This is a genomic window from Corynebacterium occultum, assembly GCF_009734425.1.
Lineage (GTDB): Bacteria > Actinomycetota > Actinomycetes > Mycobacteriales > Mycobacteriaceae > Corynebacterium > Corynebacterium occultum.
The window spans coordinates 1,514,261-1,540,461 of sequence record NZ_CP046455.1 but is presented as its reverse complement, the minus strand read 5'-3'; the positions used below and the strand labels follow the sequence as shown (position 1 = coordinate 1,540,461).

General features: G+C 60.9%; 27 protein-coding genes. 19 read left to right on the top strand and 8 right to left on the bottom strand.

From position 1 onward, the window contains the following. Window positions 1–23 precede the first annotated feature (23 nt). Window positions 24–857, bottom strand: a complete 834-nt coding sequence (locus COCCU_RS07205; protein WP_156230883.1) for a cytochrome c oxidase assembly protein — start codon at window positions 855–857, stop codon at window positions 24–26. Window positions 858–863: 6 nt separating this feature from the next. Further along, window positions 864–1,361: a DUF2243 domain-containing protein gene (locus COCCU_RS07200; RefSeq protein WP_156230882.1), complete on the bottom strand. Its 498-nt coding sequence runs from the start codon at window positions 1,359–1,361 to the stop codon at window positions 864–866. A gap of 415 nt (window positions 1,362–1,776) precedes the next feature. Between COCCU_RS07200 and COCCU_RS07195 the strand changes: the two genes are divergently transcribed. From COCCU_RS07195 to COCCU_RS07185, 3 genes are read left to right on the top strand one after another with little or no spacing between them, the layout of a single operon-like run. Beyond that, the gene (locus tag COCCU_RS07195) at window positions 1,777–2,520 is read left to right on the top strand and encodes an SDR family oxidoreductase (protein WP_156230881.1); all 744 of its coding nucleotides are present in this window, start codon (window positions 1,777–1,779) and stop codon (window positions 2,518–2,520) included. 10 nt (window positions 2,521–2,530) lie between these two features. After that, the gene (locus COCCU_RS07190) at window positions 2,531–3,268 is read left to right on the top strand and encodes a precorrin-6A/cobalt-precorrin-6A reductase (protein ID WP_156230880.1); all 738 of its coding nucleotides are present in this window, start codon (window positions 2,531–2,533) and stop codon (window positions 3,266–3,268) included. A gap of 24 nt (window positions 3,269–3,292) precedes the next feature. After that, the gene (locus COCCU_RS07185; protein ID WP_156230879.1) at window positions 3,293–3,640 is read left to right on the top strand and encodes a hypothetical protein; all 348 of its coding nucleotides are present in this window, start codon (window positions 3,293–3,295) and stop codon (window positions 3,638–3,640) included. A 13-nt stretch (window positions 3,641–3,653) separates the two neighbouring features. Here the strand turns inward: COCCU_RS07185 and COCCU_RS07180 are convergent, their stop codons facing one another. After that, on the bottom strand, window positions 3,654–4,670 hold the full coding sequence (locus COCCU_RS07180) for a precorrin-3B synthase (RefSeq protein ID WP_197088463.1): 1,017 nt from the start codon (window positions 4,668–4,670) through the stop codon (window positions 3,654–3,656). A gap of 142 nt (window positions 4,671–4,812) precedes the next feature. Here COCCU_RS07180 and COCCU_RS07175 point away from each other — a divergent pair, with 142 nt between their 5' ends. Genes COCCU_RS07175 through COCCU_RS07165 form a run of 3 tightly spaced genes read left to right on the top strand, consistent with a single transcriptional unit; the run spans window position 4,813 to window position 7,881 of the window. Then, complete coding sequence (locus tag COCCU_RS07175) at window positions 4,813–5,388, top strand: FxsA family protein (RefSeq protein ID WP_156230877.1); 576 nt, start codon at window positions 4,813–4,815, stop codon at window positions 5,386–5,388. Further along, window positions 5,385–7,025 (top strand): apolipoprotein N-acyltransferase, encoded by a 1,641-nt coding sequence (gene lnt, locus COCCU_RS07170; protein ID WP_156230876.1) that lies wholly within the window; start codon window positions 5,385–5,387, stop codon window positions 7,023–7,025. The genes COCCU_RS07175 and lnt overlap by 4 nt, the downstream gene beginning before the upstream one ends. 52 nt (window positions 7,026–7,077) lie before the next feature. Further along, a complete protein-coding gene (locus tag COCCU_RS07165; protein ID WP_156230875.1) occupies window positions 7,078–7,881 on the top strand; it encodes a polyprenol monophosphomannose synthase in 804 nt (267 codons plus the stop codon). Window positions 7,882–8,005: 124 nt separating this feature from the next. Here the strand turns inward: COCCU_RS07165 and COCCU_RS07160 are convergent, their stop codons facing one another. Then, entirely contained in the window at window positions 8,006–8,392 is a 387-nt protein-coding gene (locus tag COCCU_RS07160) for an RNA polymerase-binding protein RbpA (RefSeq protein WP_156230874.1), read from the bottom strand. 95 nt (window positions 8,393–8,487) lie between these two features. On the opposite strand from COCCU_RS07160, the gene COCCU_RS14675 reads away from it, so the two are divergent. The 6 genes from COCCU_RS14675 (at window position 8,488) to COCCU_RS07135 (ending at window position 12,965) form a co-directional block, all read left to right on the top strand. Further along, the gene (locus COCCU_RS14675) at window positions 8,488–8,847 is read left to right on the top strand and encodes a hypothetical protein (RefSeq protein WP_231598905.1); all 360 of its coding nucleotides are present in this window, start codon (window positions 8,488–8,490) and stop codon (window positions 8,845–8,847) included. Window positions 8,848–8,849: 2 nt separating this feature from the next. Beyond that, window positions 8,850–9,545 carry a YceI family protein gene (locus COCCU_RS07155; RefSeq protein ID WP_156230873.1) on the top strand — a complete coding sequence of 232 codons (696 nt, stop codon included), beginning with the start codon at window positions 8,850–8,852 and terminating at the stop codon, window positions 9,543–9,545. Continuing rightward, window positions 9,546–9,725: a hypothetical protein gene (locus tag COCCU_RS07150; RefSeq protein ID WP_156230872.1), complete on the top strand. Its 180-nt coding sequence runs from the start codon at window positions 9,546–9,548 to the stop codon at window positions 9,723–9,725. Window positions 9,726–11,193: 1,468 nt separating this feature from the next. Continuing rightward, window positions 11,194–11,598: a cupin domain-containing protein gene (locus COCCU_RS07145; protein WP_197088462.1), complete on the top strand. Its 405-nt coding sequence runs from the start codon at window positions 11,194–11,196 to the stop codon at window positions 11,596–11,598. Window positions 11,599–11,925: 327 nt separating this feature from the next. Next, the gene (locus tag COCCU_RS07140) at window positions 11,926–12,489 is read left to right on the top strand and encodes a dihydrofolate reductase family protein (RefSeq protein ID WP_156230871.1); all 564 of its coding nucleotides are present in this window, start codon (window positions 11,926–11,928) and stop codon (window positions 12,487–12,489) included. A gap of 161 nt (window positions 12,490–12,650) precedes the next feature. Further along, the gene (locus COCCU_RS07135) at window positions 12,651–12,965 is read left to right on the top strand and encodes a hypothetical protein (protein ID WP_156230870.1); all 315 of its coding nucleotides are present in this window, start codon (window positions 12,651–12,653) and stop codon (window positions 12,963–12,965) included. Between the two features lie 73 nt (window positions 12,966–13,038). Here COCCU_RS07135 and COCCU_RS07130 read toward each other — a convergent pair whose 3' ends face one another. Then, entirely contained in the window at window positions 13,039–13,515 is a 477-nt protein-coding gene (locus COCCU_RS07130; RefSeq protein ID WP_197088461.1) for a pyridoxamine 5'-phosphate oxidase family protein, read from the bottom strand. Between the two features lie 376 nt (window positions 13,516–13,891). After that, a complete protein-coding gene (locus COCCU_RS07125) occupies window positions 13,892–14,383 on the bottom strand; it encodes an SRPBCC domain-containing protein (RefSeq protein ID WP_156230868.1) in 492 nt (163 codons plus the stop codon). Between the two features lie 694 nt (window positions 14,384–15,077). Between COCCU_RS07125 and COCCU_RS07120 the strand changes: the two genes are divergently transcribed. The 6 genes from COCCU_RS07120 (at window position 15,078) to COCCU_RS07095 (ending at window position 21,886) form a co-directional block, all read left to right on the top strand. Beyond that, window positions 15,078–16,439 (top strand): MFS transporter, encoded by a 1,362-nt coding sequence (locus COCCU_RS07120; RefSeq protein ID WP_156230867.1) that lies wholly within the window; start codon window positions 15,078–15,080, stop codon window positions 16,437–16,439. 172 nt (window positions 16,440–16,611) lie between these two features. Further along, on the top strand, window positions 16,612–17,121 hold the full coding sequence (locus COCCU_RS07115) for a 2Fe-2S iron-sulfur cluster-binding protein (protein ID WP_156230866.1): 510 nt from the start codon (window positions 16,612–16,614) through the stop codon (window positions 17,119–17,121). Then, window positions 17,118–18,107: an FAD binding domain-containing protein gene (locus COCCU_RS07110; protein ID WP_156230865.1), complete on the top strand. Its 990-nt coding sequence runs from the start codon at window positions 17,118–17,120 to the stop codon at window positions 18,105–18,107. Before COCCU_RS07115 ends, COCCU_RS07110 begins: the two co-directional genes overlap by 4 nt. After that, window positions 18,104–20,197: a xanthine dehydrogenase family protein molybdopterin-binding subunit gene (locus COCCU_RS07105; protein ID WP_156230864.1), complete on the top strand. Its 2,094-nt coding sequence runs from the start codon at window positions 18,104–18,106 to the stop codon at window positions 20,195–20,197. The genes COCCU_RS07110 and COCCU_RS07105 overlap by 4 nt, the downstream gene beginning before the upstream one ends. Beyond that, entirely contained in the window at window positions 20,194–20,844 is a 651-nt protein-coding gene (locus tag COCCU_RS07100) for a nucleotidyltransferase family protein (protein ID WP_156230863.1), read from the top strand. Before COCCU_RS07105 ends, COCCU_RS07100 begins: the two co-directional genes overlap by 4 nt. Continuing rightward, the gene (locus COCCU_RS07095; RefSeq protein WP_231598904.1) at window positions 20,834–21,886 is read left to right on the top strand and encodes an XdhC family protein; all 1,053 of its coding nucleotides are present in this window, start codon (window positions 20,834–20,836) and stop codon (window positions 21,884–21,886) included. The genes COCCU_RS07100 and COCCU_RS07095 overlap by 11 nt, the downstream gene beginning before the upstream one ends. Window positions 21,887–21,908: 22 nt before the next feature. Here the strand turns inward: COCCU_RS07095 and COCCU_RS07090 are convergent, their stop codons facing one another. Then, window positions 21,909–24,320 carry a phosphoketolase family protein gene (locus COCCU_RS07090; protein WP_156230862.1) on the bottom strand — a complete coding sequence of 804 codons (2,412 nt, stop codon included), beginning with the start codon at window positions 24,318–24,320 and terminating at the stop codon, window positions 21,909–21,911. A gap of 72 nt (window positions 24,321–24,392) precedes the next feature. Continuing rightward, window positions 24,393–25,628: an NAD(P)/FAD-dependent oxidoreductase gene (locus COCCU_RS07085; RefSeq protein WP_156230861.1), complete on the bottom strand. Its 1,236-nt coding sequence runs from the start codon at window positions 25,626–25,628 to the stop codon at window positions 24,393–24,395. Between the two features lie 155 nt (window positions 25,629–25,783). Here COCCU_RS07085 and COCCU_RS07080 point away from each other — a divergent pair, with 155 nt between their 5' ends. Further along, a complete protein-coding gene (locus COCCU_RS07080; RefSeq protein ID WP_156230860.1) occupies window positions 25,784–26,200 on the top strand; it encodes a VOC family protein in 417 nt (138 codons plus the stop codon). Window position 26,201 lies beyond the last annotated feature (1 nt).

The window sequence follows — 26,201 nt, the reverse complement described above, 5'->3', positions numbered from 1 at the left end:
ATCGTCGACCTTAAAGCGTGTTCTCACCCGCTCCCCGCCAGATTCCCCTTCCGAACAAGCTCCCCACCCCGAGGACGGGTCACCCGGTACCAACCCAAAAAGAGCAGCACAATCAGGGCAACATCAACAACATCCCCGCCGTAGTACATCAACTGCGCCCCAACCTCCCCATCCCTGACCGCTATCCCGGCCGGCGGGTAGGCATAGAGCCATTTCGCCAGAATCTGATGAGCGGCGATGAAGAAGACCAACACCACCGAACGCGTCCGCATCGAAGCCCGATGTGGATCAGGATCCACCCCAACCAGGGAAGCCGTGAAGATATAACCCGCCAGAAAAATATGGAGATGGACCAGGACATAGATCAGCACCGAGGAATGCATCAGATGGAAAAGATCCGTGGTGTAGAGAAGCCAGAGCCCACCGGCATTGAGCAGTCCCACGATCACCGGATGGGTGAATACACGCACCCCGGGAGTGCGAAGAAAACCACTGACCCGACGCGCGGCAGACACCGGTAGAGCACGCAATACCAGTGAGACGGGCCCAGCCAACACAAGCAGGAGCGGGGCAACCATCCCCAGGAGCAGATGCCCGACCATGTGGAAGGTGAAACTGGAATGCGCAGCCTCAGCCACCGGCCCCACCAGAGCGAAACCAGCGCAGACAACCCCCGCATACCACAGCACAGTACGGCGAAACGGCCACGGACTACGCTCACGCGAGACATACAGTGCCAGGGCATAACCTGCCGAGGCGATAAACAGAAGGAAAAGGGCGAGTGACTCAAAAACCACCCACACCACCCAGCCCTGACCGTGGGGCACTGAAGACACATGCTCATGATGGGTACGCATTTCCCATCACCCCGAAGAAGTTTTGGCTGGGCGAGTGCGCCACAGAATAAAAAGTCCCACCAGCGCAATCAGGATGGCCGAACCAATCCACACCACGTCATAAAGCAGAAGATTATCCACCCCATAGCGAATCTGATGGATACGCAGCACCTTATGGTTAATGGTCCCATCCAAGAGCTGAAAGAACCCTATCCCGGCGATCACCGCCCCAACCCACCGCCACCAGGGAACTCCCCGACGCCGACGGATATCCGCCAACAGGAACAATCCCCAGACCGTGATGAACCAACTGAAGGCATGGAAGAAGCCATCCGTGGTCAATGCGACCGCATGGGTGGATAAATCATAGAAATGATGCCACTGCAGACCCAGATGAAAGATGAACAAGTCAATCATCGCGGCGGCGATCCCAGCACCGAAGAACAACCCGGACCACACTATCCGCCGATCAAGATAAACAACGGATTCCGCACCCTGGCCGACATTGGTTTCTGAGGTGGACATGGTTCTCCCCGTAGATGGAAGTAGTTACACGCCGCCCACACCCCTTTGTGAGATGCATCATGGCCCTCATGCCTCTTGAGAATAGCGCACACACCCCCACCAAGCGACGCTGCACCGGAAAGAATCAAGGAAGGCGAAAAATTCCAGAGCGGAAACCGGCTGCCTTCCCGGCCCGAAGAACGGAAAGACATCTGCCAACCCTCCCCGCGCCGGGATGATTCCGAGAAACCTTAGCCTGCGGCCCAAAGACCAGATAGAGTTCATCAACCCAGGGCACCCATTCACGGATCGGCAGACACAGCTCGCGCACCGAAGCGGAAATCCCTTTTCATGTCCCTCCTGCCTTCTCCTCACATTTCCTGGATGCTGGCACCAGCACGAAACCCGGCTGGGGAACCAGGTATCCTCATGATCCATGAACTCAGGATCGGTACTTCTGCTCGGCGGTAACAGCGACATCGGCGGGGAACTGGCTGCCCGACTCTGTGCCGGGAGGGAGGTCCACCTGGCAGCACGTCGCCCAGCCGAGCTGGAAGGGGTGGAGAAGCGCCTGCGTCAGGCGGGAGCCACCGCAGTACACCGCCACCATTTCGACGCCACTGAATTCACCTCCCACCGCAGCCTGGTGGAGGAAGTGCGCGCCCAGGGAGAGATCGCGGTAGCCATCGTGGCTTTCGGCATCCTCGGAGACCAGGAACATGCCGAAAAAGATGAACAGCACGCCCTGGAGATCACCACCGTGGACTACAGCGCCCAGATCACCATGCTCACCGTGCTGGCCGATGTGATGAAGACACAGACAGGACATTCAAGCCTGGTGGCCTTCTCCTCCATCGCCGGCTGGCGGGGGAGACGTGCCAACTATGTCTACGGTTCCACCAAGGCCGGCCTTGACACCTTCTGCCAGGGGCTGACTGACGCCCTGCACGGCACCCGGGTTTCGGTGGTGACCGCGCGCCCCGGTTTCGTCATTGGAGCAATGACCGAAGGAATGAAACCCGCCCCCATGTCGGTGACCCCGGAACAGGTGGCGGAAGCGGTGGCAGCGCAGGTCAGGAAGAAGCGCAGCGCCACCCTCTGGATTCCCGCCCGCTTACAACCGCTGGCCTGGATCATGAAGCTCGTACCCCGGCCGCTATGGCGTAACATGCCCAGGTAGAGGAGGATTGATGCGCGCACTAATTCTGGGGGGCACTGAAGTTGCCCACCACCTGGCCGCTGAGCTTGATGACCGCGGCTGGCGTATCACCACATCCATGCCTGAAGGTTCCACCTATCCACCCGGGATGGTGCGGATCGGTGGTTTCGGCGGCGCCGCAGGACTGGCAGCCTACCTGATCCAGAACCGGATCCAGATCATCATCGATACCTCACACCCCTTCAATGAGGAAGCCACCGAAGATGCGGCTGAAGCTTCCCGGGCCACCGGCATCCCCGTACTGGCAATCACCCAGGAGCCCTGGGAGAAGCAGCCGGAGGACCAGTGGACCGAAGTGACGGACACCCGGGAAGCAGCCTCTCATGCGGCCCGCAATTTCCGACATATCCTGCTGGATCTGGGAAAAGCCCCCACTCTTGACTTTGCTTCAGATTCACAAAATCTCTATGTGATCCGTGGCCCTCGCCCCGCGCGCACCCCACGCCGTTACCGAATGTTGAACGGCTCCCGTCCCACCACGGTCGAGGAAGAAAAGAAAATGCTACGAGATAACCAGATCGACGGCATCGTCATCCGCCATGTCGGAGACCAAGTCGGCAAACTCACCCTGGAGGCAGCCCGGGAACTGCGGATCCCGGTAGCGATGATCGCCCGACCCCGCCAACCAAGGGCCTGGGGGCGAGTTCATTCAGTGGAAGAAGCGATCTCCGTTTTAATCGCCCGCCGCCGCCCAGATCCGGATAACTAATCCAACTGGCAGAGGATGAATCCGATGAAGAATCTACCTGCCCGGATTTCCGCCTGGCTCTGCCTGGCAATGATCATGCTCGCCTGGACCTACACTTTCGGGCTCATTTCCCCCATGACGCTCTCCCTGACGCTCCGCTGCATCTTACTGTTCGCAAGCGCGACACTTTTCAGCGTCTTAATCTTCCGGGCCCCAGCTTGGCTGCTGGCAACCCTCATACTCCTCGGCGTTTTCGCTGTCGTGGCGGGCAGTTATTTCCTGATTGAAGAACCCGAGGGAATTCTCACCCCAGCGCTCATACCGCTCGGGGCAGGGATGATCCTGGCAGTGGGAACCATCCAGCTTTATCGCCGCGCCTCAAAAACCAGATAAACAGAAAAAAGCTCTAACCCTCAATAACCTCATATTCGCCCTCACCAGTTGCCTGGTAGAGGGTGTGAGGGCCCTTGGGTCGACCGCAATTGCGGGAGCAACCGACGAAATGGAGACGCGCCGGGATTCCGGAGGCGGCGGCCTGTGCCGCATCGCTACGTACCTCAGAGAGTGCATGGCGGCAGCCGGGGGCGGCGATGCAGGCGGAAACCCGTAGCCAGGGGGACTCGGCATTGAAGATCAGGCCCAGCGGAGCCAGCACGCGGAGTACCTGATCGGCGATTGATTCGCTGAGGCCGTGGATCAGCAACCCCTGCCACGGGGTTACCGTGGTGTCGGCCTCAATCACATCAAGCATCTGCGCCACTCTCGCTTCGAGTACCCCGAACTTGAGACCGGCGGCCAGGGTGACGCTGCCATCTGTTTCCGGGATCCAACCGACCAGCGGTTCCGGGGTCCAGCCAGAAGGTGGTTTCGGGGTCCAGCCGACCGGTGGTTCCGGGAGGCTTCCCGCCGTGGTGGGAAGCTGTCGCCCATCCACTTCACCGCAGGCATTCCGCAAGGCCACCAAGGCCTGTGCCAAGGGAAGTGACACTTCCGAGACCTCACCCTGGCGGATCAACCGGGCATTCTCGCGAGGCTGATCAAGTTGCAGTCCCAGATCAGGACGCTGGGAGAGAATGTCACCGCCACCATCATCAATGCCGAGCAGTATCCCAGCCAGGGCGGCGGTGGTGGCGATCTCTTCGACCTGTCCGATGACATTCTGCAGGCGGGCCAGGGGAGAGGCGATCAGGGAAGCACCAGAGCGGAAACCCGCTGCCTGGGCGGCAGTGTTGAAGGCCTCGGGGTTCCGGATCCCACGGACCCGGAGGTTGCCTCGGGTGGTGAGGTGTATCCGGCCGTCGCCAAGCTCAGCGAGTTCGGCAATACGTGCCCAGGTGCCGGGTGCCACCTGGCCCCCGGCCAGCCGGAGCCGTCCGACATGGCCATCAGCCGCCTGGTAGGTGAGGTCTGCGGGGGTATTCAAGGCATGTTCCTGCATGTGAGGACATGTTATCGGAAGGTCCTCAAGTTCCCGAAAATCACAGAGTCATGAAGGTTTCAAAGCTCTCCGCGAACAGGCTGCGGGAAGATTATCCGCTGGCCAGGGGCACCGGTAGGCTGGGGGTGTGCCATTACTGATAGCTCTTCCGTACTTCATCCTCGAGATTCTCACTTTCTGGGCCCTGGCCTCCTGGCTCGGTCTCGGCTGGGCGATCCTGGCGATCATTGTCGCTTTCTTCGGTGGTCTGTGGTTGGCTGCCGCTCAAATGCGCAGTATCAGCCAGGCTGCCGCCACCCAGAAGATCGATCCCGGCCAGGCTGCCGGCGACACCGGCCTGCTGGCTGCCGGCGCCGTTTTGGTGGCCCTGCCGGGTATCGCCACCACCCTGCTGGGCCTGTTGCTGATCATTCCGCCGACCCGGATGGTGATCCGTAAGATTCTGGCCCGTAAGCTCCGCACCTCCATCGAGAACTTAGGGGTGCGTAGTTTCGAGGCCACCAACATGTACCGTGAGCGCGCCAGCTACGGAAATTTCCGGGATCCGAATACCCAGGCATCCCAGGCGGGGCATCCCTCCCAGGGGCAGCCGAACCATGAGGTCATCGATGAGGCGGAGATCCAGGAATGGACCTCCAACCTTGATCCTGAGGACTTCCTGCGTGATGAGGGAGATTCGGGCAAGGGGAAGCCGGAGAAGTGATCAAGAATCTTCGGGTCCTGGGTGCGGCCGCCTCAGGACTGCTTGTTTTCGCAAGCTTTGAACCGCTGGGCTGGTGGATCTCCGGGATCCTCGGCCTGGCGTTGCTCTATCTGAGTCTCAGCCCCCACAGAGGCCATGAGATCACATTGCGCTGGGGCACCCTGATCGGGTTCATCCATGCCCTCACGCTCTATCTGCTGCTCTTGCCGTGGATCGGGGAGTTTGTGGGCAATATGCCCTATATCGCCCTGGCGGGGGTGCTCTCCCTCTACGCCCTGGCCACCGGCTGCGGCGGAGCAGCGATCGCCCGTTGGCGCTATGGTTTCCTCGCCTTCCCCTTTTTCTACGTCTCAGTCGAGTTCCTCCGCAGTTCCTGGCCCTTCGGTGGCTTCGCCTGGGTCCGCCTGGCCTGGGGCCAGATCAACGGCCCTCTGGCCAATCTGGCACATCTCGGGGGCCCGGCACTGGTCTCCCTGGCTGCGGCCCTGACCGGCACTAGCCTGGCTGCCCTGGTGATCTATCTTTCACAGAAGCAGCGGGCGCCCCTGGCCTGGATTCCGGGCACCGCCACCGCTGTGGTGATGCTGATGGCGGGCCTGTTGGCGGGCATCCCGGTCAATGATCCGCTCAAGACCACTGACACGGTCGAGGTTGCCGCGATCCAGGGCAATGTGCCGCGCATGGGTCTGGATTTCAACGCCCAGCGCCGTGCCGTCCTGGCGAATCACGTTCGGGAGACCCAGGCACTCGATGATGAGGTGGACCTGATTTTCTGGCCGGAGAACTCCTCCGACGTCAACCCCTTCAATGACCCGCAGGCCGGGGCGCTTATCGACGCCGCGGTCCAGTCCGCACAGGCACCCATTCTGGTGGGCACCATCACCCGCGATGATGTCGGTGACCGCAACACCATGGTTGTGTTCGACCCGGAAACCGGGGCGGGGGAGTACCACCACAAGATCTACCTGCAGCCCTTCGGGGAGTACATGCCCTACCGCGAATTCTTCCGGAATTTCTCCCCCTGGGTGGATGCCGCCGGAGATTTCAAGCCCGGTGAGGGCAGCGGGGTGGTGAACATGGACGGCATCACCGTCGGAATTGCCACCTGCTACGAGGTTGCTTTCGACGCGGCAGCCCGGGATGCCGTCCTCAATGGGGCGCAGATCCTGACCACGCCGACCAATAACGCCACCTTCGGTTTCACCGACATGACCTACCAGCAGTTGGCGATGAGCCGGATGCGGGCCATTGAGCTGGACCGCGCTGTGGTTGTCCCCGCCACTTCGGGGGTGTCCGCGATCGTCCATCCGGATGGTTCCATCAGCCAGCAAACCAGGATCTTCACCGCCGATACGCTGGTGGAGGAGCTGCCGTTGCGAAATTCCCTGACCCTTTCCGCACGTTATGGTTCGGCGGTTCAAATCTTCTTGGTTATTATCGGAGTCGTCTGTGTGATCGTGGCATTGTGGACCCAGCGAAAGTCCTCTTTCCAACCGGTCAGGTCTGCATCCCGGGGTTCCGGCCCCGGAAAGCAGAACACTGCCAGGACCAAGGCATCCGCCAAGGCTCGGAAGGGCAACGGCAAGTCCACCTCCAACAAGACCCCTGTCCGAACTGGGCGTAACCCGCGCCGCTGATAAGATGCAGCGCCTGCCCCAGAACAAGTACCGACTACAAGGAGCCCACCTGATGGATAAACCCAGCGACAGAACTCTGGTGATCATCCCCACCTACAACGAGCTGGAGAACCTGCCCCTGATCGTCGGTCGGGTACGCAAGGCCACCCCGCAGGTCGACATCCTCATCGTCGACGACAACAGCCCGGACGGCACCGGCAAGCGTGCCGATGAACTGGCTGCCGAGGATAAGCAGATCAATGTTCTGCACCGTAAGGGCAAGGAGGGGCTCTGCGCCGCCTATGTCGCAGGTTTCGAGTGGGGCCTGGAGCGTGCCTATGGTGTGCTCTGCGAGATGGATGCTGATGGTTCCCACGCCCCGGAGCAGCTGCACCTGCTGCTCGAGCAGATCGACCAGGGCGCGGATGTGGTCATCGGTTCCCGCTACGTCGAGGGTGGCCGTGTGGTCAACTGGCCGAAGGAACGCTTGGTGCTGTCCAAGGGCGGTAATGTCTACATCTCCATGGCACTGGGTGCCGGTCTGACCGACATGACTGCCGGTTACCGCGCCTACCGTCGCAACTTCCTCAAGGAGCTCGATTTCCGCGAGCTCTCCAAGGCCGGCTATATCTTCCAGGTCGACCTGGCCTGGCGTGCGGTCCGCAGCGGTTATGACGTCCGGGAGGTTCCGATCACCTTCACCGAGCGTGAGATCGGTGAATCCAAGCTGGACGGCAGCTTCGTGAAGGACTCCCTGATGGAGGTCACCCGCTGGGGACTGAAGCACCGCGGCAAGCAGGTCAAGGATCTGTCCGTGGAGATGGGCAAACTGGTCGGCTATGAGCTGAACAAGAAGCGCCGTAAGTACAACTTCTAACGGTTCCAGGTTTCCCCGGGGTGGCCGGAAAACACCTCCCCCGGGAAGGACTATGGCCCTCACCCCGTTTCGGGGTGAGGGCCATAGGTTTTCTTTGAGCTGATATGAGGAAACCTCAGGCGCTTTAGGCCTGCTGGTCCGCCTCTTCCTCGCGCTGCTGCTTCAGCAGGCGAGCGGCGTTACGACGGCGCTTACGAAGATGCTCGACACGCTCCTCAAGGAGGACATCAAGTTCCTCCAGGGAACGACGTTCACGCAGCATGTCCCAGTGGGTACGTGCAGGCTTAACGGGCTTAGCCTCAACACCCTCACCCTCCATCAGGGTGCCGAGCTGGCCGTTCTTACACATCCAGGTGCCGGGGATCTCAGCGTCCTCGGCAAAGGGAACCTCGTAGATCTCACCGGCATCGGTCCGGTACTTCACCATCTGGCGGGGAGCCAGATCGTGGTCACGGTCGGTTTCATAGCTCACAGCACCCATTCGGCTGCCGCGGAGAACGCGATCTGCCATTCCGAAATCAGTCCTTTCCCTGGTCAGTGCCACCAAGATAGATGGCTCTGTAGTCAACTAATCAGTATAACGGACAAGTCAGCTACTTTGTTCCCATGGGATGGACTAATGTTGATCAGGTGACTCCGAACCGCCCAACGCCGCCCGCAACCTGCGCCTGGTGTGGCAAGGATATCCATAATCATCCCCGGGGGAGACCCCGGAAGTACTGCCGACAATCCTGTAAACAGCGGGCCTATGAGCAGCGCAATAAGGTTTCGGGTACCGGAATTCCAGCTGAAGCGGTTATTATTCAGCCAGAGCGCCTCGCAGTCCTTAAGGATTCCCTCTTCGAACTGAGGTGCGCCGCAGAGGACATCGCCACCGCTGCGGAAGAAGGTGCTGAGTCCGCTGAGATCCGGGAATTATGCCGTGAACTTGTCGGATTGGCGCGAACAATTGAGAAGTTAAGGTAGAAATGCTCAAACGTCAGAAGACCATTGTCTCTATCGTCGTGGTGCTCGTTTTGCTCCTCAGTGTGGTCGTCGTGGGACCGGTGATCTACGGGCTCATCATGGGGCCGGGTGTGAAGACTGAGGGGCTCAACACCTCGTCTGCGGAACCTGCCACTGTGGAGGTGAATGGCGATTGGGAGGTCGTCCGGGGCGACCAGAATAACCTGACCTCCGTGGGCTACACTTTCGCCGAGATCCTGCCGGTCGAGCATCGCATCACCTCAGGCTCCACCCAGGCAGTCGAGGGCACGGTCAATATCAGCAATGACACCCTGAATGCCGGTGAGATCACCGTGGACATGCGTGAGCTGAGCAGTGACAATGAGCGTCGCGACATCAATGTGCGGATGAGTATTTTCCACACCGATGATTACCCGACCTCGACCTTCACCATCACCGAGCCGGTTGATCTTTCAACCGTCCCTGATGACGGCACCCCCGGCCAGGTCGAACTGGTCGGCGACCTGGAGATCCACGGCGCCACCAATGAAGTCAGCGGTACCTTCGATGTGCTCCGTGATGAGGACAAGGTCGTCATCGCCGGGAATCTTCCCGTCAACCGTATTGACTTCGGTCTTGAATCGCCGGAGTTCGTTGCCGCAAAGATCGCCGAAGAGGGAGAACTGAACATTCGTATCTCCCTGGGTAAGGAACAGTAGATGCTGGCATCACGCATGATCCCGATGATCTGGTTCCGCCTGGCTGTTCTGATTGCCTTCGCCATCTTTGTTGGCTGGCAGGGAACCTGGTGGGTTCTCGGCATTGCGGTCGTACTGATGCTGATCACCATCTGGCAACTGGTCCGGGGATATCAGGAAAAGAATAGTTTAGAATCCTGATCCGATATTGATGAGCAGAGCAGCACCCCTGATTAACGTCACCGTTACGTTAGCTAGGGGTGTTGTTATTTATGTGTCCAGGTGGATAGGGGACTTGGATCTTGGGTAGTTTTGGGAAGCCCTCCTGGGCAGCCCCTGAACCAGGCGGTTGGTATGTTCGCTAAGTAGTGGGAGGAAATGCACATAAGCTCCCAAGCTTGATTTTTTGGATTGCCCGATCCAGCGTGGACTGGGTAAGGAAATGTTGGGGGGTTTGTATCTCAGTTATGCGAATTGCCCGGACCCAAGAAGTTCGGACGGATGAACATCAACCCTCGGGCAACATTATTAAAAACGTCACTGTGACGAAATATAATGAGGTTCAGGGGTTGGGGTTCAGACAGGGCCTCGGGACTTTTCTGGGGATTTTCCTCCCAGATAGCTGCCTCGGACCCCGTGCAGGGTTCATGAAGCCCTGGGGCCGCAACATTATCCTGGCCCCACATCGTGACACCATAAACCTGCATCCGAGGCCGACCTGGGGGCTTTACTTGGCGCGAGGAATCCCGCGGGACCGATCCCTGGAGGCTGGCACGCCCTGAGCATTGCTGGGGGCGATGATAAAGATGTGAAGACGGGTCAGCAGGAAAGGTTGGGGGCGCCGGAGTTGGACGGCCGGGCAGGCTTGAGGGTTCAGCGCTAAAGTCCTGGGGCGTCTGTGTGGGATGCTGGTGAACGCCGGCCGGGCCACAAAAGCTGGCCAGGTGGACATGATCCAGTTTTCAGCCAGATATCCCCAATTGTCCGATAATGTACATTATGTCATTTTAACGGGATGGGGTCATCCCCCTCTGGTGCTGCTGGTGTCCGTTGACATGAAAGTTGGCCAATGAAAATTGGACCAGAACGCGATCACACCTATCCAGAGGTACCAGGCCACCGCGACCACCTCCATGCGGACCACACCCACACAGCTTCGTCTGGCAGCTTTGTATTGTCGCCACTTCACAGAACGGCCGGGATGATTCTTGGACCACCACACCCAATCTCACCGCCTTCTCAAGTCAGATTCCACCGGTAGTATCAACCAACGTGGGATTTCTCCCGACCTATTGTCCTCTTCGTTCCGGCCGAGCTGCCCTACAGCCTGAATGATCCCGCGTACACCGACTTTTTGAAGAGGAACTTCCAGTTCGGTATGCAGCTGTATATGCAGATCTATGACATCGACCGCTACTCCCCTGCATCGAACCGTATCCCTTGCGCTGCTCGACGCGTTTACACCGCCCACCGCTTTGGAGACCGGAGTTCGCTGTGCCGATGAGGTGAGCACCGCATGAAATCCGTCCGGTTATTCGACTCTCTCGACGACACGACCTGGGAAAAGGCCCTCTGACGGTATCGCCGTATCTACGAGATCGTGGACGGAACTCCCCCCTCACCACTTACCTGGCCAGGCCACATTTCCTCTCCACTGCAGGGGAATTGGATGCGTCCGATTTTCTACGCCTACCTCTTGTTTCAGTCACTTCCGCGGGAGTACGATCAGCATATGGTCGCTGACGATCCGACACTGACGAACCCCGATCACTACCGCACGCTCTGGGAAAATGAATTCGTTCGCGTCCTTGAGTACGTCGACAAGCCGGGCGATCGAACCACTCCTCACGATCACCCGAACAGCGTGATGGTCACGCTGAGCTCCTTTTCACGCAAGCTCTCAGCGGGCGATCGCGTATTCGATACGAGGCTCGAGGCTGGGCAGGCGGTGTGGATACCCGCGCAACGTCACTCCGGCGAGAACACCGGTGATACACCGACCCACTCGATCCTCATTGAACTCAAGGGAGCAGCAGGCGGGCAGGCGGACGGAGCACTCGGCCCCGCGGCATAAAACCACTCGGAACACTCCGACCGGGCCCGGCCGTTCCGCACTGTGAGGTTGACTATCGTGAGAATAAGGGTGTTGTCGCAAACTCCGGGCCGGGGGCCATGAAGACTCAGTCTTTCTGACTCTGATGCTCGCTGCGTGCGGGCGTTATCAGGAGGTCTCGAAGACCCGGTTGATAACACTGGTATTGCGCACTCATCAGACGGTGAGAACCTGAGTCCCTCTCGACTGCTCACTCAACTTTGCACCAACACCCACATCATCTGCACCTCCTTATAACTTCCACCCACGGCGTAGAGGCTAAAAACCACCTCACGGAAGGCTGGCACCATGCGGACACTGATCTATGGCATGAACGTGACCCTGGACGGTTACATCGCCGCGGCCGGCGACGACATTAGCTGGAGCGCGCCCAGTGACGAGCTGTTCCAATGGTGGCTCGACCAGGAACGAGCGAGCAGCCTGACCTTATATGGACGCAAACTCTGGGAGACAATGAGTTCCTACTGGCCCACCGGTGATCAGCAGCCCGATGCCACCCCGGCGGAGATCGAGTTCGCCCGACACTGGCGGGACACACCGAAGGTGGTGTTCTCCTCGACGATCGACAAGGTCGACTGGAACACCCGCCTGGTCACCGGCGACGCGATCGCCGAGATCACCCGGCTCAAGGCTGACGGCGGCGGGCCGATGAGTATCGGCGGTGCCACGCTCGCCGCGGCGGCCATGCGGGCCGGGTTGATCGACGAGTATGTGCTGGCCACCCATCCGGTCCTGGTGGGTGGTGGCACACCGTTTTTCACCGCGCTAGATAGCTGGGTGAACCTGAACCTCGTGGAGACACGGACGTTTCCCGGTGGCGTGGTTCTGGCCAGGTACGAGACAAGGCATTGAGCGGGATTCTGCGTACGGTGGGAAAATAAGCCCACCGGGCAACTGCGCCACCTGTACCCCCAGGCGGCAGCACTCAGCTCGCTTGCTGCGCTGTAACCTTCAGCGGTTGCACCTCGGACTCTGAAGATGGGATTACCCGTGCTGTTCATGAGCGAGCGGCGTTGAGTCTGGCCGCGGTGGTCGACGAGCCGATCAAAGATCGGCCTATGTGTTCTGCCAATACACCAATCCTGCGGGAGGTGGAAACACGGGGCTTTGATGCATGGGAAACGAATACCGGAATTGGATTAATATTCGCGGATGGAACGGATTCACGGGTTGAATGGTTCCAGCCTAAGGATCTTAATGCTTGTCCTGAATCCGAGTACTTTCTCTGCCAGCTTGATCCTGATCAGAACATTATGGTCAGTGACATTCCTACAGACTTTGGAGGGGCCGACGATAACGTGATGGTCAAAACGCTCTCCTATCACTGACCTGTAGCTGATGGAGGGCCGCTGTGCAGGTGACACCGTCACATCCACCGCGGCCGCTACTTAGGCAACAGGCCTAGAGTTCCATGGCCTCGGAGCCGCCGCCGGTGCGATCGCCAGAGACACGCGACTTCACGATGCGGGCCAGTGCGGATATCTTCCCTCCCGGCAGACCCCAGAACTGAGCGGACTCAGAAGTAGCCTTGATCAGACCGATCGTAGGGTCGTCCTTGCCCTTAAACCAGCCCTCCACATCCTTGTTCCACAGCTCGTCAATCTTCGCGCGGTTTTCGATGAATTCGATGTCTGCGGCCACCGATAGCCAGGAGCCAGCTTCAGCCACGGATAGGTTCACCTCCGGGCTGGCCTTGAGCGCCTCAGCGTGCCCGCCTGTGAGTGAGACGAAGAACCATACGTCTGCGTCATCAGTGACCTGTTGCGGAACCATCGGGTGGGACACCAGCTTGCCGTCCGCACCTGCCGTGGTCATCATGACCCAGTTCGCATCGCGCAGTTTGCTTACGATATCTTCCTTGGTGATTTCCTCAGCCATGTCAATTTCCTCCTATGCCAGAGAAGCCGCAGCACGCTGCTGCGTCTGGTTGCGGCCCAGCATAGACATCATCAACGCGACTGGCCACGTCCGGATATCCTTCCGCCCTCGCAGTCCCGATCATCCCGTTCAAAATCCCCGGCCCACCGGACAGATGGGCAGCGATAAGCTTCGCCGTGCCCTGGAGCAGAGTCTGCACCACCGCCCGCTCCAGTACCTGACAGCTGAGCGGATTCTCTCCGCCAGCCGTCCGGACCAATCTCCCGCTGAAACGGGCAACCCACCTGTGTGGCAGGGAGATTTAATCACCCGGCCATGTTCAACGGGAGAAGCGAAGTCTGATTCGAGAGCTCTCTAGGAAAGCGACGTGTCGAACCTAAGCGCGGTAGTGCTCTATCTGGTGGGGATAGTAGGAGCTGAAGTCGATCTCTTCCACGTTCCCGCCGGCCAAGGAAGCTCGGAGCCGATCGAGATAGTACTCCCAACCCGGGCCCACCTCTGTTGCCGCCATCTCGAAGCCTCTCAGTGGCTGCCGGAAGGTCAACCTGGTTCCTTCTTTCTCGACACTCAGGTTGAGTTCGATCTGCCACTCACCCTCGGAATCCGAGATACTCACTGCAAGCAGGTGGGGCGCTTCGCATTGGTGGATGTGACACTCCCTTGGAGAGTCTGGGTCCTCAATCATGGTGAGCCAGACTTTTCCTGTTATAGGATCACCCGCCCAAGTGCCGTACCACTGCGCGAGGCGATCAGATTCGACCACATGAGCCCAAACCTCCTTGATGTTCTCCGTGAAGTCCCGAGAGATCAGCAACTCCGGCCCTTCTGCACCGGCGATGATAGTGCCGGTGGGTTCAACTGCACCCATGTGCACCTTCTTTCAACCCCATTGCATGGTTTAGGTCCATATCCCAGGATAGCCCTAAAATTGGTGATCCACATCACTTCAGGCGTGCCGACGGTGGCGTTGAGGTTTCCTTCCGCCACTTAATCTATGGCTGTTGAATCGGTCGAGAATAGAGCTCGATGCCTGAGTTTCGGTGAATGGACGGGCCGGTGCTGGGCCAATGGGAATGAGTGTTTCAAAATAAAGTTGCACAGTCGGGGCGGGATGGAGATCGTCGTGGAATGATCCCCGCGAGGGAAATGATGCCCCAAGAAGAGTCGCAAAGTTTGATTGCCTCATTCCCATACCATCAGAACCCACGGCATCAAATAGTCCACCCCACCGGACGCGACCCCGAGATTGCAGATCCGCCCCCCCGAATTCACTGCGCCCAGCAGCATCCAGCCAGGCGCAATGTCCATCAGCGCTACCAGGGCGGCCACTCGACGAGACTCCCCCACCTCACCCGGCGCGATTGTGGTGGTTTTCGGTGCGGGTGGGTGTGTTTATCTCATGGTGTGGGAATGGGTCTCGAAATTTTCGGGGGAACACTTTTCTTTTTTGTCTTATAATCTCACGTGGTGGAATATCTTATTATATGAGATTTTGCATCCCATCTAGTGAGAAGATATTCTTTTTGGGTAATGTTTATTGGCCATGAGAAAGGTGGTGTCTTATGTCGACGACAGTCGATCAGGCATCCTCAGTCAAACCGGAGCTGACGCCCAAGGAGCGACGCCGGGTGGCGTTCGCCTCCACCATCGGAACCACGATCGAGTTCTATGATTTCTATGCTTATGCCACTGCGGCGGTCGCGGTCTTCCCCTTCCTGTTCTTCCCGGAATCGGATAATCCCACCGTCGCGTTGCTGGCTTCTTTCGCCACCTTTGGTCTTGCTTTCGTGGCTCGTCCGCTCGGTTCTGTCATTTTCGGCCATTTCGGTGACCGTATCGGGCGTAAGGCCACCCTGGTTGGTGCGCTGTTGACCATGGGTATCGCCACTTTCATCATTGGTTTGCTGCCCACCTACAGTCAGATCGGTATTATTGCGCCGGCGTTGCTGGCGTTGATGCGTTTCTGTCAGGGGCTGGGCCTGGGTGGTGAGTGGTCTGGTGCCGCTCTGTTGGCTTCTGAGACCGCGGTGGAGGGTAAGCGGGCCAGGGCTGCCATGTGGCCGCAGTTTGGTGCTCCTTTCGGTTTTTTCCTCGCCAATGGTTTCTTCCTGATTCTGGTCACCTTCCTCGGGCACGATAATGGTGATGTGGAGGGTGCCTTCATGTCCTGGGGTTGGCGCCTGCCCTTCCTGGCTTCTGCGGTCATGGTGATCATCGGGTTGTATGTTCGGCTGCGCCTGGAGGAGACCCCGGTCTTTCGGCAGGCGGTGGATGCCGGTAAGAAGGTTGATTCCCCGCTCAAGGAGGTCTTCCGCACCGCGAAGGGGCCGATGCTGGCGGGTACCTTCATCATGGTCGGTTGCTACACCATCTTTTACCTGGTCACCACCTGGATCCTTTCCTATGGCATCGGTGATAAGGAGGCCGGTATCGGTCTGGGTATCCCCTACACCGACTTCCTGGTGATTCAGCTGGTTTCCATCTTCGCTTTCATCGTCGGCATCCCGATCGCCGGTCGTCTGGCAGATACCCGGGGGCGTAAGCCGACGTTGTTCTGGACGACCATCGCGATTATCGCCTTCGGCTTCAGCTTCAAGTTCTTCCTGGATCCGGCGACCGCCACCGAGGGTTCTGTCCTGGCCTTCTTGACCATCGGTATGTTCCTGATGGGTCTGATCTTCGGCCCCATGTCTTCGGTCCTGCCGGAGCTCTTCCCCACCAATGTTCGTTACACCGGTTCGGGGATCTCCTATAATGTCTCCTCCATCCTGGGTGCCGCCATCGCACCTTTCATCGCCACTGCCCTCAACGCGAAGTTCGGTGTGCAGTCGGTGGGCTTCTACCTGATCGTCGTGGCCTGCATTTCGCTGATCGCGATCGTGACCATGAAGGAGACGAGGGATCAGGACCTGAGCACCATCTAGTTCCAGCACCCCGTCCCGCCCCTCACCTGATCACCAGGTGGTGTGGGCGGGTTTTTTGTTGCCTCGGGGGAATTGGAACCTGGCGGAAAATGTGACCTGCGTCTATTCTGGCGGCCAGTCCCCCGGCAATTCAGCACGGACCCGGCCCGGAACGCCCCTCAGGAGGCAACCCATGGAACATGTCATCACCCTGCGGATAGATGGCCGGGAGCGGGAGGTGTATGTGGACACCCGCACCACGCTGCTGGATGCGCTACGTGAAAGATTGGGCAACACCTCGCCGAAGAAGGGGTGTGATCATGGGCAGTGTGGTTCCTGCACGGTGCTTCTTGACGGCCGTCGTCAGTTAAGCTGTCTCTGCCTCGCGGTGGCCCATGAGAGTTCGGAGGTCATCACCGCCGCGGGCCTTGTTGAGGGAGAGGATCTTCATCCCGTGCAGCAGGCTTTCATTGATCATGACGGGTTTCAGTGTGGTTATTGCACTCCCGGGCAGGTCTGTTCCACCATCGGGATGTTGCAGGAAGTCGCCGATGGTCATCCCAGTCATGTCACTGAGGACCTGGCGGCAACAGAGGTGCAGTTCAGTGATGCGGAGATCCGGGAGCGGATGAGCGGGAATCTCTGCCGGTGTGGTGCCTACCTGGGTATTCTTGCGGCGATCAGGGAGGTGGCTGGGCGATGAAGCCACTGCACTACCACTCCCCTTCCACCCTGGAGGAGGCCATCACGGCAGTCCAGGCCAACCCCCAGGCTTGTTTCCTGGGTGGGGGCACGAACGTGATTGACCATCTCAAACTCGGTGTCCGCACCCCGGAGCACCTGGTGGATGTTCGTCGGCTCCCCCTCAATGACATCGAGCACACCGGGCGGGGCTTAAGAATCGGGGCGAATGTCCGCAACAGTGACTTAGCCGCCCACCCTGTGGTGCGGGCAGGCTGGCCGGTGATCAGTCGTGCCCTGCTCTCGGGTGCCAGTGGCCAGATCCGGAACATGGCCACCACCGCAGGTAACCTTCTGCAGCGCACCCGCTGCCTGTACTTCCAGGACATCACAACCCCCTGTAATAAACGTGAACCCGGTAGTGGCTGTTCCGCGGTGGAGGGCTATGGCCACTACAACGCGATTCTGGGGGCCAGTGAGCAGTGTGTGGCCACCCACCCCTCTGATCTGGCCGTGGCACTGACCGCCCTGGACGCGGAGATACTGACCCTTGGCCCGGAGGGTGAACGCCGCATCCCCATCCAGGATCTGCACACCCTGCCCGGCGCGCACCCTGAGGTCGATCATGTGTTGGCTCCTGGTGAGTTGATCACCGCGGTGGAGGTGCCGGCCAGTGGGTTGGCGCGGTCTTCTACCTATGTCAAGACCCGGGATCGGGCGTCTTTTGCTTTTGCGTTGGTGTCTGTGGCTGCGGCGCTTCAGGTGAAGGATGGGGTGGTTGCTGAGGTGGCGATCGCCTGGGGTGGGGTGGCGCATAAGCCGTGGCGGGCGAGTGTGGTGGAGGATGCTCTGTTGGGGCGGGGTCTTGATGAGGCGATGGTGGGTGGGGCCGTCGATAAGCAGCTTGAGGTGGCGAGTTTTGGTGCGGAGACCGCGTATAAGCGTCCTTTGTTGCGGGGTGCGATGATGCATGCCCTGAATCAGCTGATCGCGGAGGAGCAGCGATGAATGCCACCCCGATTCGGGCGGTGTCGATGGGTACCGGCCTGGTGCGTGTCGACGGTCGTGAGAAGGTCACCGGTTTGGCGTCCTATGCCGTGGAGGTTGACCATGAGTTGGTGCAGTCGCCCCTGTATGCCTGGTTGGTGACCTCCACCATTGCCAGGGGTGAGGTGGTGAAGGTGGATGCGGTGGTTGCCTCGGCGCATCCTGGGGTGGTGATTGTGCTGGATCATGATAGTGCTCCGAGGTTGGTGGGTACCGGGGATCGTGAGTTGGGGGTGCTGCAGGATGCGCGGGTGGGTTTCCGGGGGCAGATTGTGGCGCTGGTGTTGGCTGAAAGCAGCGAGGCTGCCCGGGAGGGGGCGCGTCTGGTGAAGGTTTCCTACCGGGAGGATGAGGCTGTCTTGTCGATGGCGGAGGGGGTGAGTTATCTGCCGTCGAAGAAGGCGGTGGGATCCGAGCCGGAGCTGGTGCAGGGTGATGTGGAGTCGGCGTTGGCGGTGGCTGAGGTGGTGGTGGAGCAGACCTATTCCACCCCGAATGAGCAGAATGCTGCGATGGAACCTCATGCGGCGACGGCGGTCTGGCGAAACGGTGTTTTGCGGATGTGGGACTCCACCCAGGGGGTGCATCCCGTGGCGGAGACCCTTGCCCCTTTGTTGGGGTTGGAGAAGGAGCAGGTTCGGGTTCAGGCGCCCTATGTTGGTGGGGGTTTCGGTAGCAAGGGTCTGCCTCATGGCCCGGAGGTGGCGGTCGCCCTGGCTGCCAGATGGGCGGAGGGGCGGGCGGTGAAGCTTGCGGTGAGCAGGCAGCAGCTCTTTGCACTCGCCGGTTACCGGCCCCAGACCCACTCGCGTATCCGGTTGGGTGCGGACCGGGCGGGTCGGATTAGTGCTTTCTCCCATGAGGTGACCGTCCAGTCCTCGGTGGTGAAGGAATTCGTGGAGCATGCCGCAGTCCCGGGGAGGGTCATGTATGCCGGGAAGAACCGTCTCAGCAGTCACCGTGTGGTTCCGTTGGATGTGGCTGTGCCCTCCTGGATGCGGGCACCCGGGGAGATGCCCGGCATGTTCGCCATTGAGGTGGCCATGGATGAACTCGCCGAGGCCAGCGGGGTGGATCCGGTGGAGTTGCGTATCCGCAATGAGCCGGAGGTGGAGCCGCACAGTGCTAAACCCTTCAGTGGCCGCCGCCTGGTGGACTGTCTCCAGCGGGGTGCGGAGCGTTTTGGTTGGGCGCAGCGGCCACCGGCGCCTCGCTCCACCCTGGAGGGTGAGTGGTGGGTGGGTACCGGGGTGGCGGCGGCCACCTACCCGGCTAATTTCATGCCCGGCAACGCCGCCCGGATCCGGGTGCTGGCGGATGGCCGGCTGAGTGTGGCCATTGGTGCCGTCGACATCGGCACCGGATCTCGGACCGCGTTGCTGCAGATCGCAGCCGATGCTTTAGGGGTGCCGGTGTCCCGGGTGAAGCTGGAGATCGCTGACACCGACCTGCCGAAGGCCACGGTGGCAGGTGGTTCCGCCGGCACCGGGTCCTGGGGTACCGCCATCGTCCAGGCGGCACAGCAGTTCCGCGCCGAACACGGGGCACATCCTGCCCCCGGCGCGGAAACCACCGCTACCTCGAAGGCGTATCCGGAGAAGAAGAAGTTCGCCTTCCATTCCTTTGGTGCGGTGTTTGCTGAAACCAGGGTGCACCGTCTCACCGGTGAGGTGCGGGTGCCGCGGATGCTGGGGGTGTATTCGGTGGGCCGGGTGATCAATCCGCTCACGGCGCGTTCCCAGTTCCTGGGTGGGTTGATCATGGGCCAGTCGGCTGCCTTGTTGGAGGAGGCGGTCCGGGATTCCCGTCATGGGCATTTCATCACCCAGGATCTGGCTTCCTATCATGTTCCCACCCATGCCGATGTGGGGAATCTGCAGGTGGAGTGGCTTGATGATGTGGATGAGCGGGCCACCCCGATGGGTTCCCGGGGGATCGGTGAGATCGGGATTGTGGGTACCTCCGCGGCGATCATCAACGCCGCCTATCACGCCACCGGTATCCGGGTTCGGGATCTGCCGGCCACCCCGGCGAAGTTCCTCCGGCCATGAGCGCCACTCCCCTGGTGGGGGTGTTGTTGGCCGCAGGTTCCGGGAGCCGCCTGGGGCTGGGGCCCAAGGCACTGCTGCAGCTTGGCGACGCCCCCGAGCCCCAGGTGGTGCGCCTGGCCCGGGTCCTGCGGGAGGGTGGGTGTACGGAGGTGATTGTGGTGCTCGGAGCCGCGGCCGGGGAAGTACGTCGCGTATTGGGCCCTGGTGAGCATCAGGTGGTGGTCAACCAGGACTGGGCGGAAGGGATGGGTTCCTCCTTCGCCCTGGGCATGGGGAGAGCTGCCAGGATTCTGCCCGCAACGTCCGCAGGGATGGTGATGGTGGCCCTGGTGGATCAGCCTGACCTCAGTGCCGGGGTGGTCTCCTTCCTGCGGTCTCAGGCCACCTCCCACCGGGTCACCGCAGCCGCCTACCCCGATAAAACCGGTGGACTCCGGCGGGGGCATCCCATCATCTTCCCCCGTGACCTGGGGGTGCAGGCCGCTGCCCTGGCAGCCGGGGACAGCGCCGGGCGGGCCTGGTTGGGCACCCACCCGGAACTGGTTGACCTGGTCGATGTCAGCCACCTGGCTGATGGGCGGGACCTGGACACCCCCGAGGATCTGCGGGCCTGGCAGGAAAGGAGGGGAACCTTCCATGGCAGATGATGATGATTTCTGGGCGGAGATGACCCCTGCCCTGATGGCCGGCCAGAGTTTTGTGCTGGCCACGGTGGTGGCCACCTCCTCCAGCGCACCCCGACCACCCGGTGCCCACATGGCCGTCCTCGGGGATGGCCTGGTCATCGGCAGCCTATCCGGGGGATGTGTGGAAGCGGATGTGGTGGCCTGCGCGGAAGAGGTCGCCGCCACCGGGGAGTCCCTGCTCCGGGACTATGGCTACAGCGAGGACACCGCCTTCGGGGTCGGCCTGACCTGTGGTGGGTCCATCCGGGTACTGCTGGAACAGATCAGGGAAAATGAACTGGGGTTCTACCGGGACCTGGCGGCCTACGTGGGGGCAGGTATCCCGGTGGCCACCATCACCGCACTGGGTGGCCCGCAGCGTGGTCAGCGCGAACTACTGAGCCCCCACCCCGGGCAGGTTTTCGGGGAAACCCTCCAGCAACAGGCCAGAGACATGCTGGGGCGCCAACACTCCGCCCTGAGCGGAGCACACTTCATCCGCAGCTACAGCGGGCCCGAACACCTGGTCATCTTCGGGTCCAACGCCTTCGCCGCTGCACTGTGCCGCCTGGCCAAGATCACCGGCTACAGGGTCACCATCTGTGATGCCCGGGCAACATTCACCACCCCGGAACGTTTTCCCGATGCCGATGACATCGTGGTGCAACAACCCCATAAATACCTCGCCGAACTTGAGGTTAATCAACGCACCATACTCTGTGCCCTGACCCATGACCCGAAATTCGATGATCCGCTCCTGAGTGCGGCGCTGCAAACCCCGGCCCAGTTCATCGGCGCCATGGGATCACGCCACACCAGCCAACAGCGCTTCACCCGCCTGCGACACCTGGGTGTCAGCGAGGCGGACCTGGCCAGACTTCACGCACCCCTCGGCCTGGACCTAGGTGCCCACACCCCCACGGAAACCGCGGTGTCCATGCTCGCGGAGATCATCTCCGCGCGCCGGGGTGGGTCAAACCGGCCGCTGAACCAGACGAAGGGGCGTATTCATGATTCCGGATGAGCGGGAAACCCCCCGGTGGTGGTTACTTCTCCCCCGTGGCATGCGGCCAGCTCCACCCACTGATCTCCGGATCATCCTCCCCATGCTGGCGGGTGTATGCCCGGGCCCGCAATCGGTTATCCTCCATCTCCTGGCGCAGCGAGACCACCGCCCCCTGCAGGCCGGGAACCCGGTCGATGACCTCCATCACCAGGCTGAAACGATCCAGCTCATTGAGCATCACCATGTCGAAGGGGGTGGTGGTGGTCCCCTCCTCCCGGAAACCCCGGACATGGATATTGGCGTGGTTGCGACGCCGGTAGGTCAGCCGGTGGATCAGGCTGGGATAACCGTGATAGGCGAAGACCACCGGCCGATCCGGGGTGAAGATCGCATCAAACCCGGCGTCGGACAGACCGTGGGGATGCTCCTTCTCGGACTGCAATCGCATCAGGTCAACCACATTGACCACCCGAACCTTCAGTGTCGGCAGATGCTGACGCAACAGATCAGCCGCAGCCAGGGTCTCAAGCGTGGGGATGTCCCCCGCACAGGCCAGCACGACGTCGGGAAGCGTCGCCTCCTCCCCACGTTCGAGGGCGAGCCTTTCAGTTCCCGCCCAGTCCCAGATCCCGATGCCACGGGTCGCATGCCGCACCGCCTCCTCCATGGAGAGGTAGGACAGACCCGGTTGTTTACCCGCCACGATCAGGTTGATGTAGTCCCGGCTGCGCAGACAATGATCAGCCACCGAGAGCAGGGTATTGGCATCCGCCGGCAGGTACACCCGCACGATCTCCGCCTTCTTGTTCACCAGATGATCAATGAACCCCGGATCCTGGTGGGAGAAACCGTTGTGGTCCTGCCGCCAGACATGGGAGGTCAGCAGATAGTTCAGGGAGGCGACAGGGGCCCGCCAGGAAATTCCGCGGCTGACCTTGAGCCATTTCGCATGCTGGTTGACCATGGAATCGACAATGTAGATGAAGGCCTCATAAGAGGAGAAGAGCCCGTGCCGACCAGTCAGCAGATAACCCTCCAACCATCCCTGGCACAGATGCTCGGAAAGCACCTCCATGACCCGGCCCGTCGGTGCCAGATCCTCATCGGAGGAAAAGATCTCACCCTGCCACACCCGGTCGGTGTCCTCAAAAACCGCACTCAACCGGTTGCTGGCCGTCTCATCCGGGCCCATCAGCCGGAAATTATCCGGATTGGCCCTGATCACATCCCGCAGGTAGGAACCCAACACCCGGGTCGCCTCATGGGAGGTGGTGGCCGGGGAGCTGACCGGAACTGCGTAGTCCCGGAAATCAGGCAGGTCCAGCGGAATCAGGATGCTCCCACCGTTGGTGGCGGGGTGCGCGCTCATCCGCTGCTCCCCGACCGGTGCCAACGCCGCAATCTCAGGGTTGAGGGCACCGTGCTCATCAAAAAGTTCCCCGGGGCGGTAGGAGCGCAGCCACCGCTCCAGCTGAAGTAGATGCTCCGGGTTGTCGTGGACACCGGAAAGCGGGACCTGGTGGGAACGCCAGGTACCCTCCACCGCCACCCCATCCACCTCCCCGGGGCCGGTCCAGCCTTTGGGGGTGCGCAACACGATCATCGGCCACTTCCCCCGCCGGGTTTCCCCACCCTCCCGGGCAGCGTCCTGGATCCGCCTGATTTCAGCCACCACCTCATCCAGCACCCCGGCCAGGTCCTGGTGCACCTGCTCCGGATCATCCCCGCCGACGAAATAAGGGGTGTGCCCATAGCCCTCCATCAGGCTGCGCAGCTCATCTTCCGGTATCCGGGCCAGAATCGTGGGGTTGGCGATCTTATAGCCGTTGAGATGCAGGATCGGCAGGACCGCACCATCATGCACCGGGTCCAGGAATTTATTGGAGTGCCAGCTGGCGGCCAACGGACCACTCTCTGCCTCCCCGTCACCGATCACACAGGCCACCAGCAGATCAGGGTTGTCGAAGGCCGCACCATAGGCGTGCATCAGGGAATAACCCAGCTCACCGCCCTCATTGATCGACCCCGGGGTTTCCGGGGCCACATGGCTGGGGATCCCACCGGGGAAGGAGAACTGACGGAACAACCGCCGTAACCCCTCCTCATCCCGCCCGACCCGGGGATACACCTCGCTATAGGTGCCCTCCAGGTAGGTGTTCGCCACGATTCCCGGACCACCGTGACCCGGCCCGGTGACATAGATCGCCGACAGCTCCCCCTGCCTGATCACCCGATTCAGGTGTGCGTAGATGAGATTGAGACCCGGGGTGGTACCCCAGTGCCCCAGCAACCGCGGCTTGATGTCCTCTGGTTGCAGGGGCCGCCGGAGCAGGGGGTTGTCCAACAGGTAGATCTGGCCCACCGACAGATAATTGGCGGCACGCCACCAGGCATCAATGAGGGCAAGTTCCTCCGGGTCAAGCGGAGAGGTGGTCTTGGTCGGGAAGGTCATCAGGGGGTCGCTCTCTTTCGGTTGAGGTCCCTCAGGGGGGACGGTCACGATGGCCCCGGAAGATACCGGAAATCAGGTTTTCTCCTGCCAGGGCGCCGTCCCACCCGGGGTGATCTGCCCACCCAACTCCGCCGGAGCCAACGTCCCGGCGCGGGAAGCGGCAGCCACCTCACGGGCCTTGGGCACGCTGCGCCAGGTGTTCCACAGCAGTACACCGGTGACCTTGTCGTCCTCCAGGTACCAGATCACCGCAGCTGACTTTGCCTCATCCCAGACCTCGATCAGCTCGAAGTGGGTGGAGAGCCTGCCGAGGGCCTCATAGCCGTCCTCGAAAAGATCGGAGTAGAACAGCGGGGTGTAGTGGAAGTCTTCTTTCCCACCTGCCATGTTGCGTCCCGCGGTGCGCCCGGAACGTTCCGCCATGTCCATGTGCTCGATATGGCGTGGCCCGAAGATCGGGTCCTCGAAATGTGCGATGTCACCGGCGGCGAAGATATCTTCCGCACTGGTGCGCAACCGTGCGTCCACGGCCACCGCCCCGGCGCGCAGTTCCAGGCCGGCAGCTTCGGCAAGTCGGGTGTTGAGTACCGCCCCCAGGCCGAGGACCACCACATCCGCGGTGGCCTGTTGACCGGTTTTATCGTGGAGGGTGATCTGCTCACCGAGTTCCAGGGAGTCCAGTTGGAAGCCGGGGAAGAGTCTGATGCCGTGTGCTGCAAACACCTTCTCCAGGTGGGTGGTGATGGAGGGTGGGAACATGTTGTCCAGCAGTGTCTCATTCATGAAATAGGTGCTGACCTCAGCGCCGGTGGTGGATAACCCGGCGGCGATCTCGGAGCCGATATAACCTCCCCCGACCACGGCGATCTTCTTGCCGGGCCGCGCCAGTTCCCGTAGGCGGCGGTAGTCGGACACCCCGCGCAGGTAGATCAGGCGTTCATCCTCGAAGGCCCCGAAACGTCGGGCGGTGGAACCTGTCGCCAGCAGCAGCTGGCCGTAGCTCACGGTGTGCCCCTGGGTGGTGGTGACGGTGTGCGCGGCCGGATCAAGGGCTGTGACCTCCACCCCGGTGAAAAGTTCCGCACCGGTGTCAGCCACGGTGTGCAGGTCCTGGGAGGCGGGGTCCTCGTCCTCCCCGTGCCAGAGGTCCTTGGTCAGGGCCGGGCGGTAGACCGGACCGTCCCCATCGGCTGAGAGGATGCCGATGCTGGTCTCCGGATCAGCCTTGCGGATGGCCCGGGCTGCCTTGTCCGCGGCCACCCCACCCCCGATGATCAGATGGTGATAGCTGTCTCTGGGTGTCGACATGGCCACGGTCCCTTCACTGGATGACACTCCCGAATGGCTCTTTACCCCAGCTTAGGCCCTTCCTGTGAGACAGGCCATAGTGGAGGCTGTGGGCTGTCCATTCGCGCCGGGTAGGTTGGGTGGTGTCTACCCCGCGAGAAGAAGGAGACTCGGCCATGCAGGCTGATCTGACCCCCTACCGCCACTTCCCCGGCACCGCCCAAGCAGCCATGGAGTTCTACCGGGATCTTTTCGACGGTGATCTCCAGCTCACCCCGTTCAGCTCCGTCCACCCACCTGAGGAAGTAGGCGAGATGTCCGAGGAGGTCATGCACGCCGCCCTCACCGTGGACGGCCGCACCCTGCTCTTTGCCTCGGATATCCCGCCGGGCATGGAACCCATCAAGGGCGAGGACACCCCCTTATCCCTGACCGGTGGCGGGGACATCGAGGCGGAACTGCGCGGCTACTGGGAGAAACTCGCCGAAGGTGGGGAGGTGTCGATGCCTCTCCAGGAAGTTCCCTGGGGTGGGTTCTACGGCTCGCTCAAAGACCGCTTCGGCACTCATTGGCTGATCAATATCGGCGGCTGAG

Excerpts from the sequence above, each read along its gene's own strand:
- COCCU_RS07205 (WP_156230883.1), bottom strand. The coding sequence starts at position 857 with ATGCGTACCCATCATGAGCATGTGTCTTCAGTGCCCCACGGTCAGGGC.
- COCCU_RS07200 (WP_156230882.1), bottom strand. The coding sequence starts at position 1,361 with ATGTCCACCTCAGAAACCAATGTCGGCCAGGGTGCGGAATCCGTTGTT.
- COCCU_RS07195 (WP_156230881.1), top strand. The coding sequence starts at position 1,777 with ATGAACTCAGGATCGGTACTTCTGCTCGGCGGTAACAGCGACATCGGC.
- COCCU_RS07190 (WP_156230880.1), top strand. The coding sequence starts at position 2,531 with ATGCGCGCACTAATTCTGGGGGGCACTGAAGTTGCCCACCACCTGGCC.
- COCCU_RS07185 (WP_156230879.1), top strand. The coding sequence starts at position 3,293 with ATGAAGAATCTACCTGCCCGGATTTCCGCCTGGCTCTGCCTGGCAATG.
- COCCU_RS07165 (WP_156230875.1), top strand. The coding sequence starts at position 7,078 with ATGGATAAACCCAGCGACAGAACTCTGGTGATCATCCCCACCTACAAC.
- COCCU_RS07160 (WP_156230874.1), bottom strand. The coding sequence starts at position 8,392 with ATGGCAGATCGCGTTCTCCGCGGCAGCCGAATGGGTGCTGTGAGCTAT.
- COCCU_RS14675 (WP_231598905.1), top strand. The coding sequence starts at position 8,488 with ATGGGATGGACTAATGTTGATCAGGTGACTCCGAACCGCCCAACGCCG.
- COCCU_RS07155 (WP_156230873.1), top strand. The coding sequence starts at position 8,850 with ATGCTCAAACGTCAGAAGACCATTGTCTCTATCGTCGTGGTGCTCGTT.
- COCCU_RS07150 (WP_156230872.1), top strand. The coding sequence starts at position 9,546 with ATGCTGGCATCACGCATGATCCCGATGATCTGGTTCCGCCTGGCTGTT.
- COCCU_RS07145 (WP_197088462.1), top strand. The coding sequence starts at position 11,194 with ATGCGTCCGATTTTCTACGCCTACCTCTTGTTTCAGTCACTTCCGCGG.
- COCCU_RS07140 (WP_156230871.1), top strand. The coding sequence starts at position 11,926 with ATGCGGACACTGATCTATGGCATGAACGTGACCCTGGACGGTTACATC.
- COCCU_RS07130 (WP_197088461.1), bottom strand. The coding sequence starts at position 13,515 with ATGGCTGAGGAAATCACCAAGGAAGATATCGTAAGCAAACTGCGCGAT.
- COCCU_RS07125 (WP_156230868.1), bottom strand. The coding sequence starts at position 14,383 with ATGGGTGCAGTTGAACCCACCGGCACTATCATCGCCGGTGCAGAAGGG.
- COCCU_RS07120 (WP_156230867.1), top strand. The coding sequence starts at position 15,078 with ATGTCGACGACAGTCGATCAGGCATCCTCAGTCAAACCGGAGCTGACG.
- COCCU_RS07115 (WP_156230866.1), top strand. The coding sequence starts at position 16,612 with ATGGAACATGTCATCACCCTGCGGATAGATGGCCGGGAGCGGGAGGTG.
- COCCU_RS07110 (WP_156230865.1), top strand. The coding sequence starts at position 17,118 with ATGAAGCCACTGCACTACCACTCCCCTTCCACCCTGGAGGAGGCCATC.
- COCCU_RS07105 (WP_156230864.1), top strand. The coding sequence starts at position 18,104 with ATGAATGCCACCCCGATTCGGGCGGTGTCGATGGGTACCGGCCTGGTG.
- COCCU_RS07100 (WP_156230863.1), top strand. The coding sequence starts at position 20,194 with ATGAGCGCCACTCCCCTGGTGGGGGTGTTGTTGGCCGCAGGTTCCGGG.
- COCCU_RS07095 (WP_231598904.1), top strand. The coding sequence starts at position 20,834 with ATGGCAGATGATGATGATTTCTGGGCGGAGATGACCCCTGCCCTGATG.
- COCCU_RS07090 (WP_156230862.1), bottom strand. The coding sequence starts at position 24,320 with ATGACCTTCCCGACCAAGACCACCTCTCCGCTTGACCCGGAGGAACTT.
- COCCU_RS07085 (WP_156230861.1), bottom strand. The coding sequence starts at position 25,628 with ATGTCGACACCCAGAGACAGCTATCACCATCTGATCATCGGGGGTGGG.
- COCCU_RS07080 (WP_156230860.1), top strand. The coding sequence starts at position 25,784 with ATGCAGGCTGATCTGACCCCCTACCGCCACTTCCCCGGCACCGCCCAA.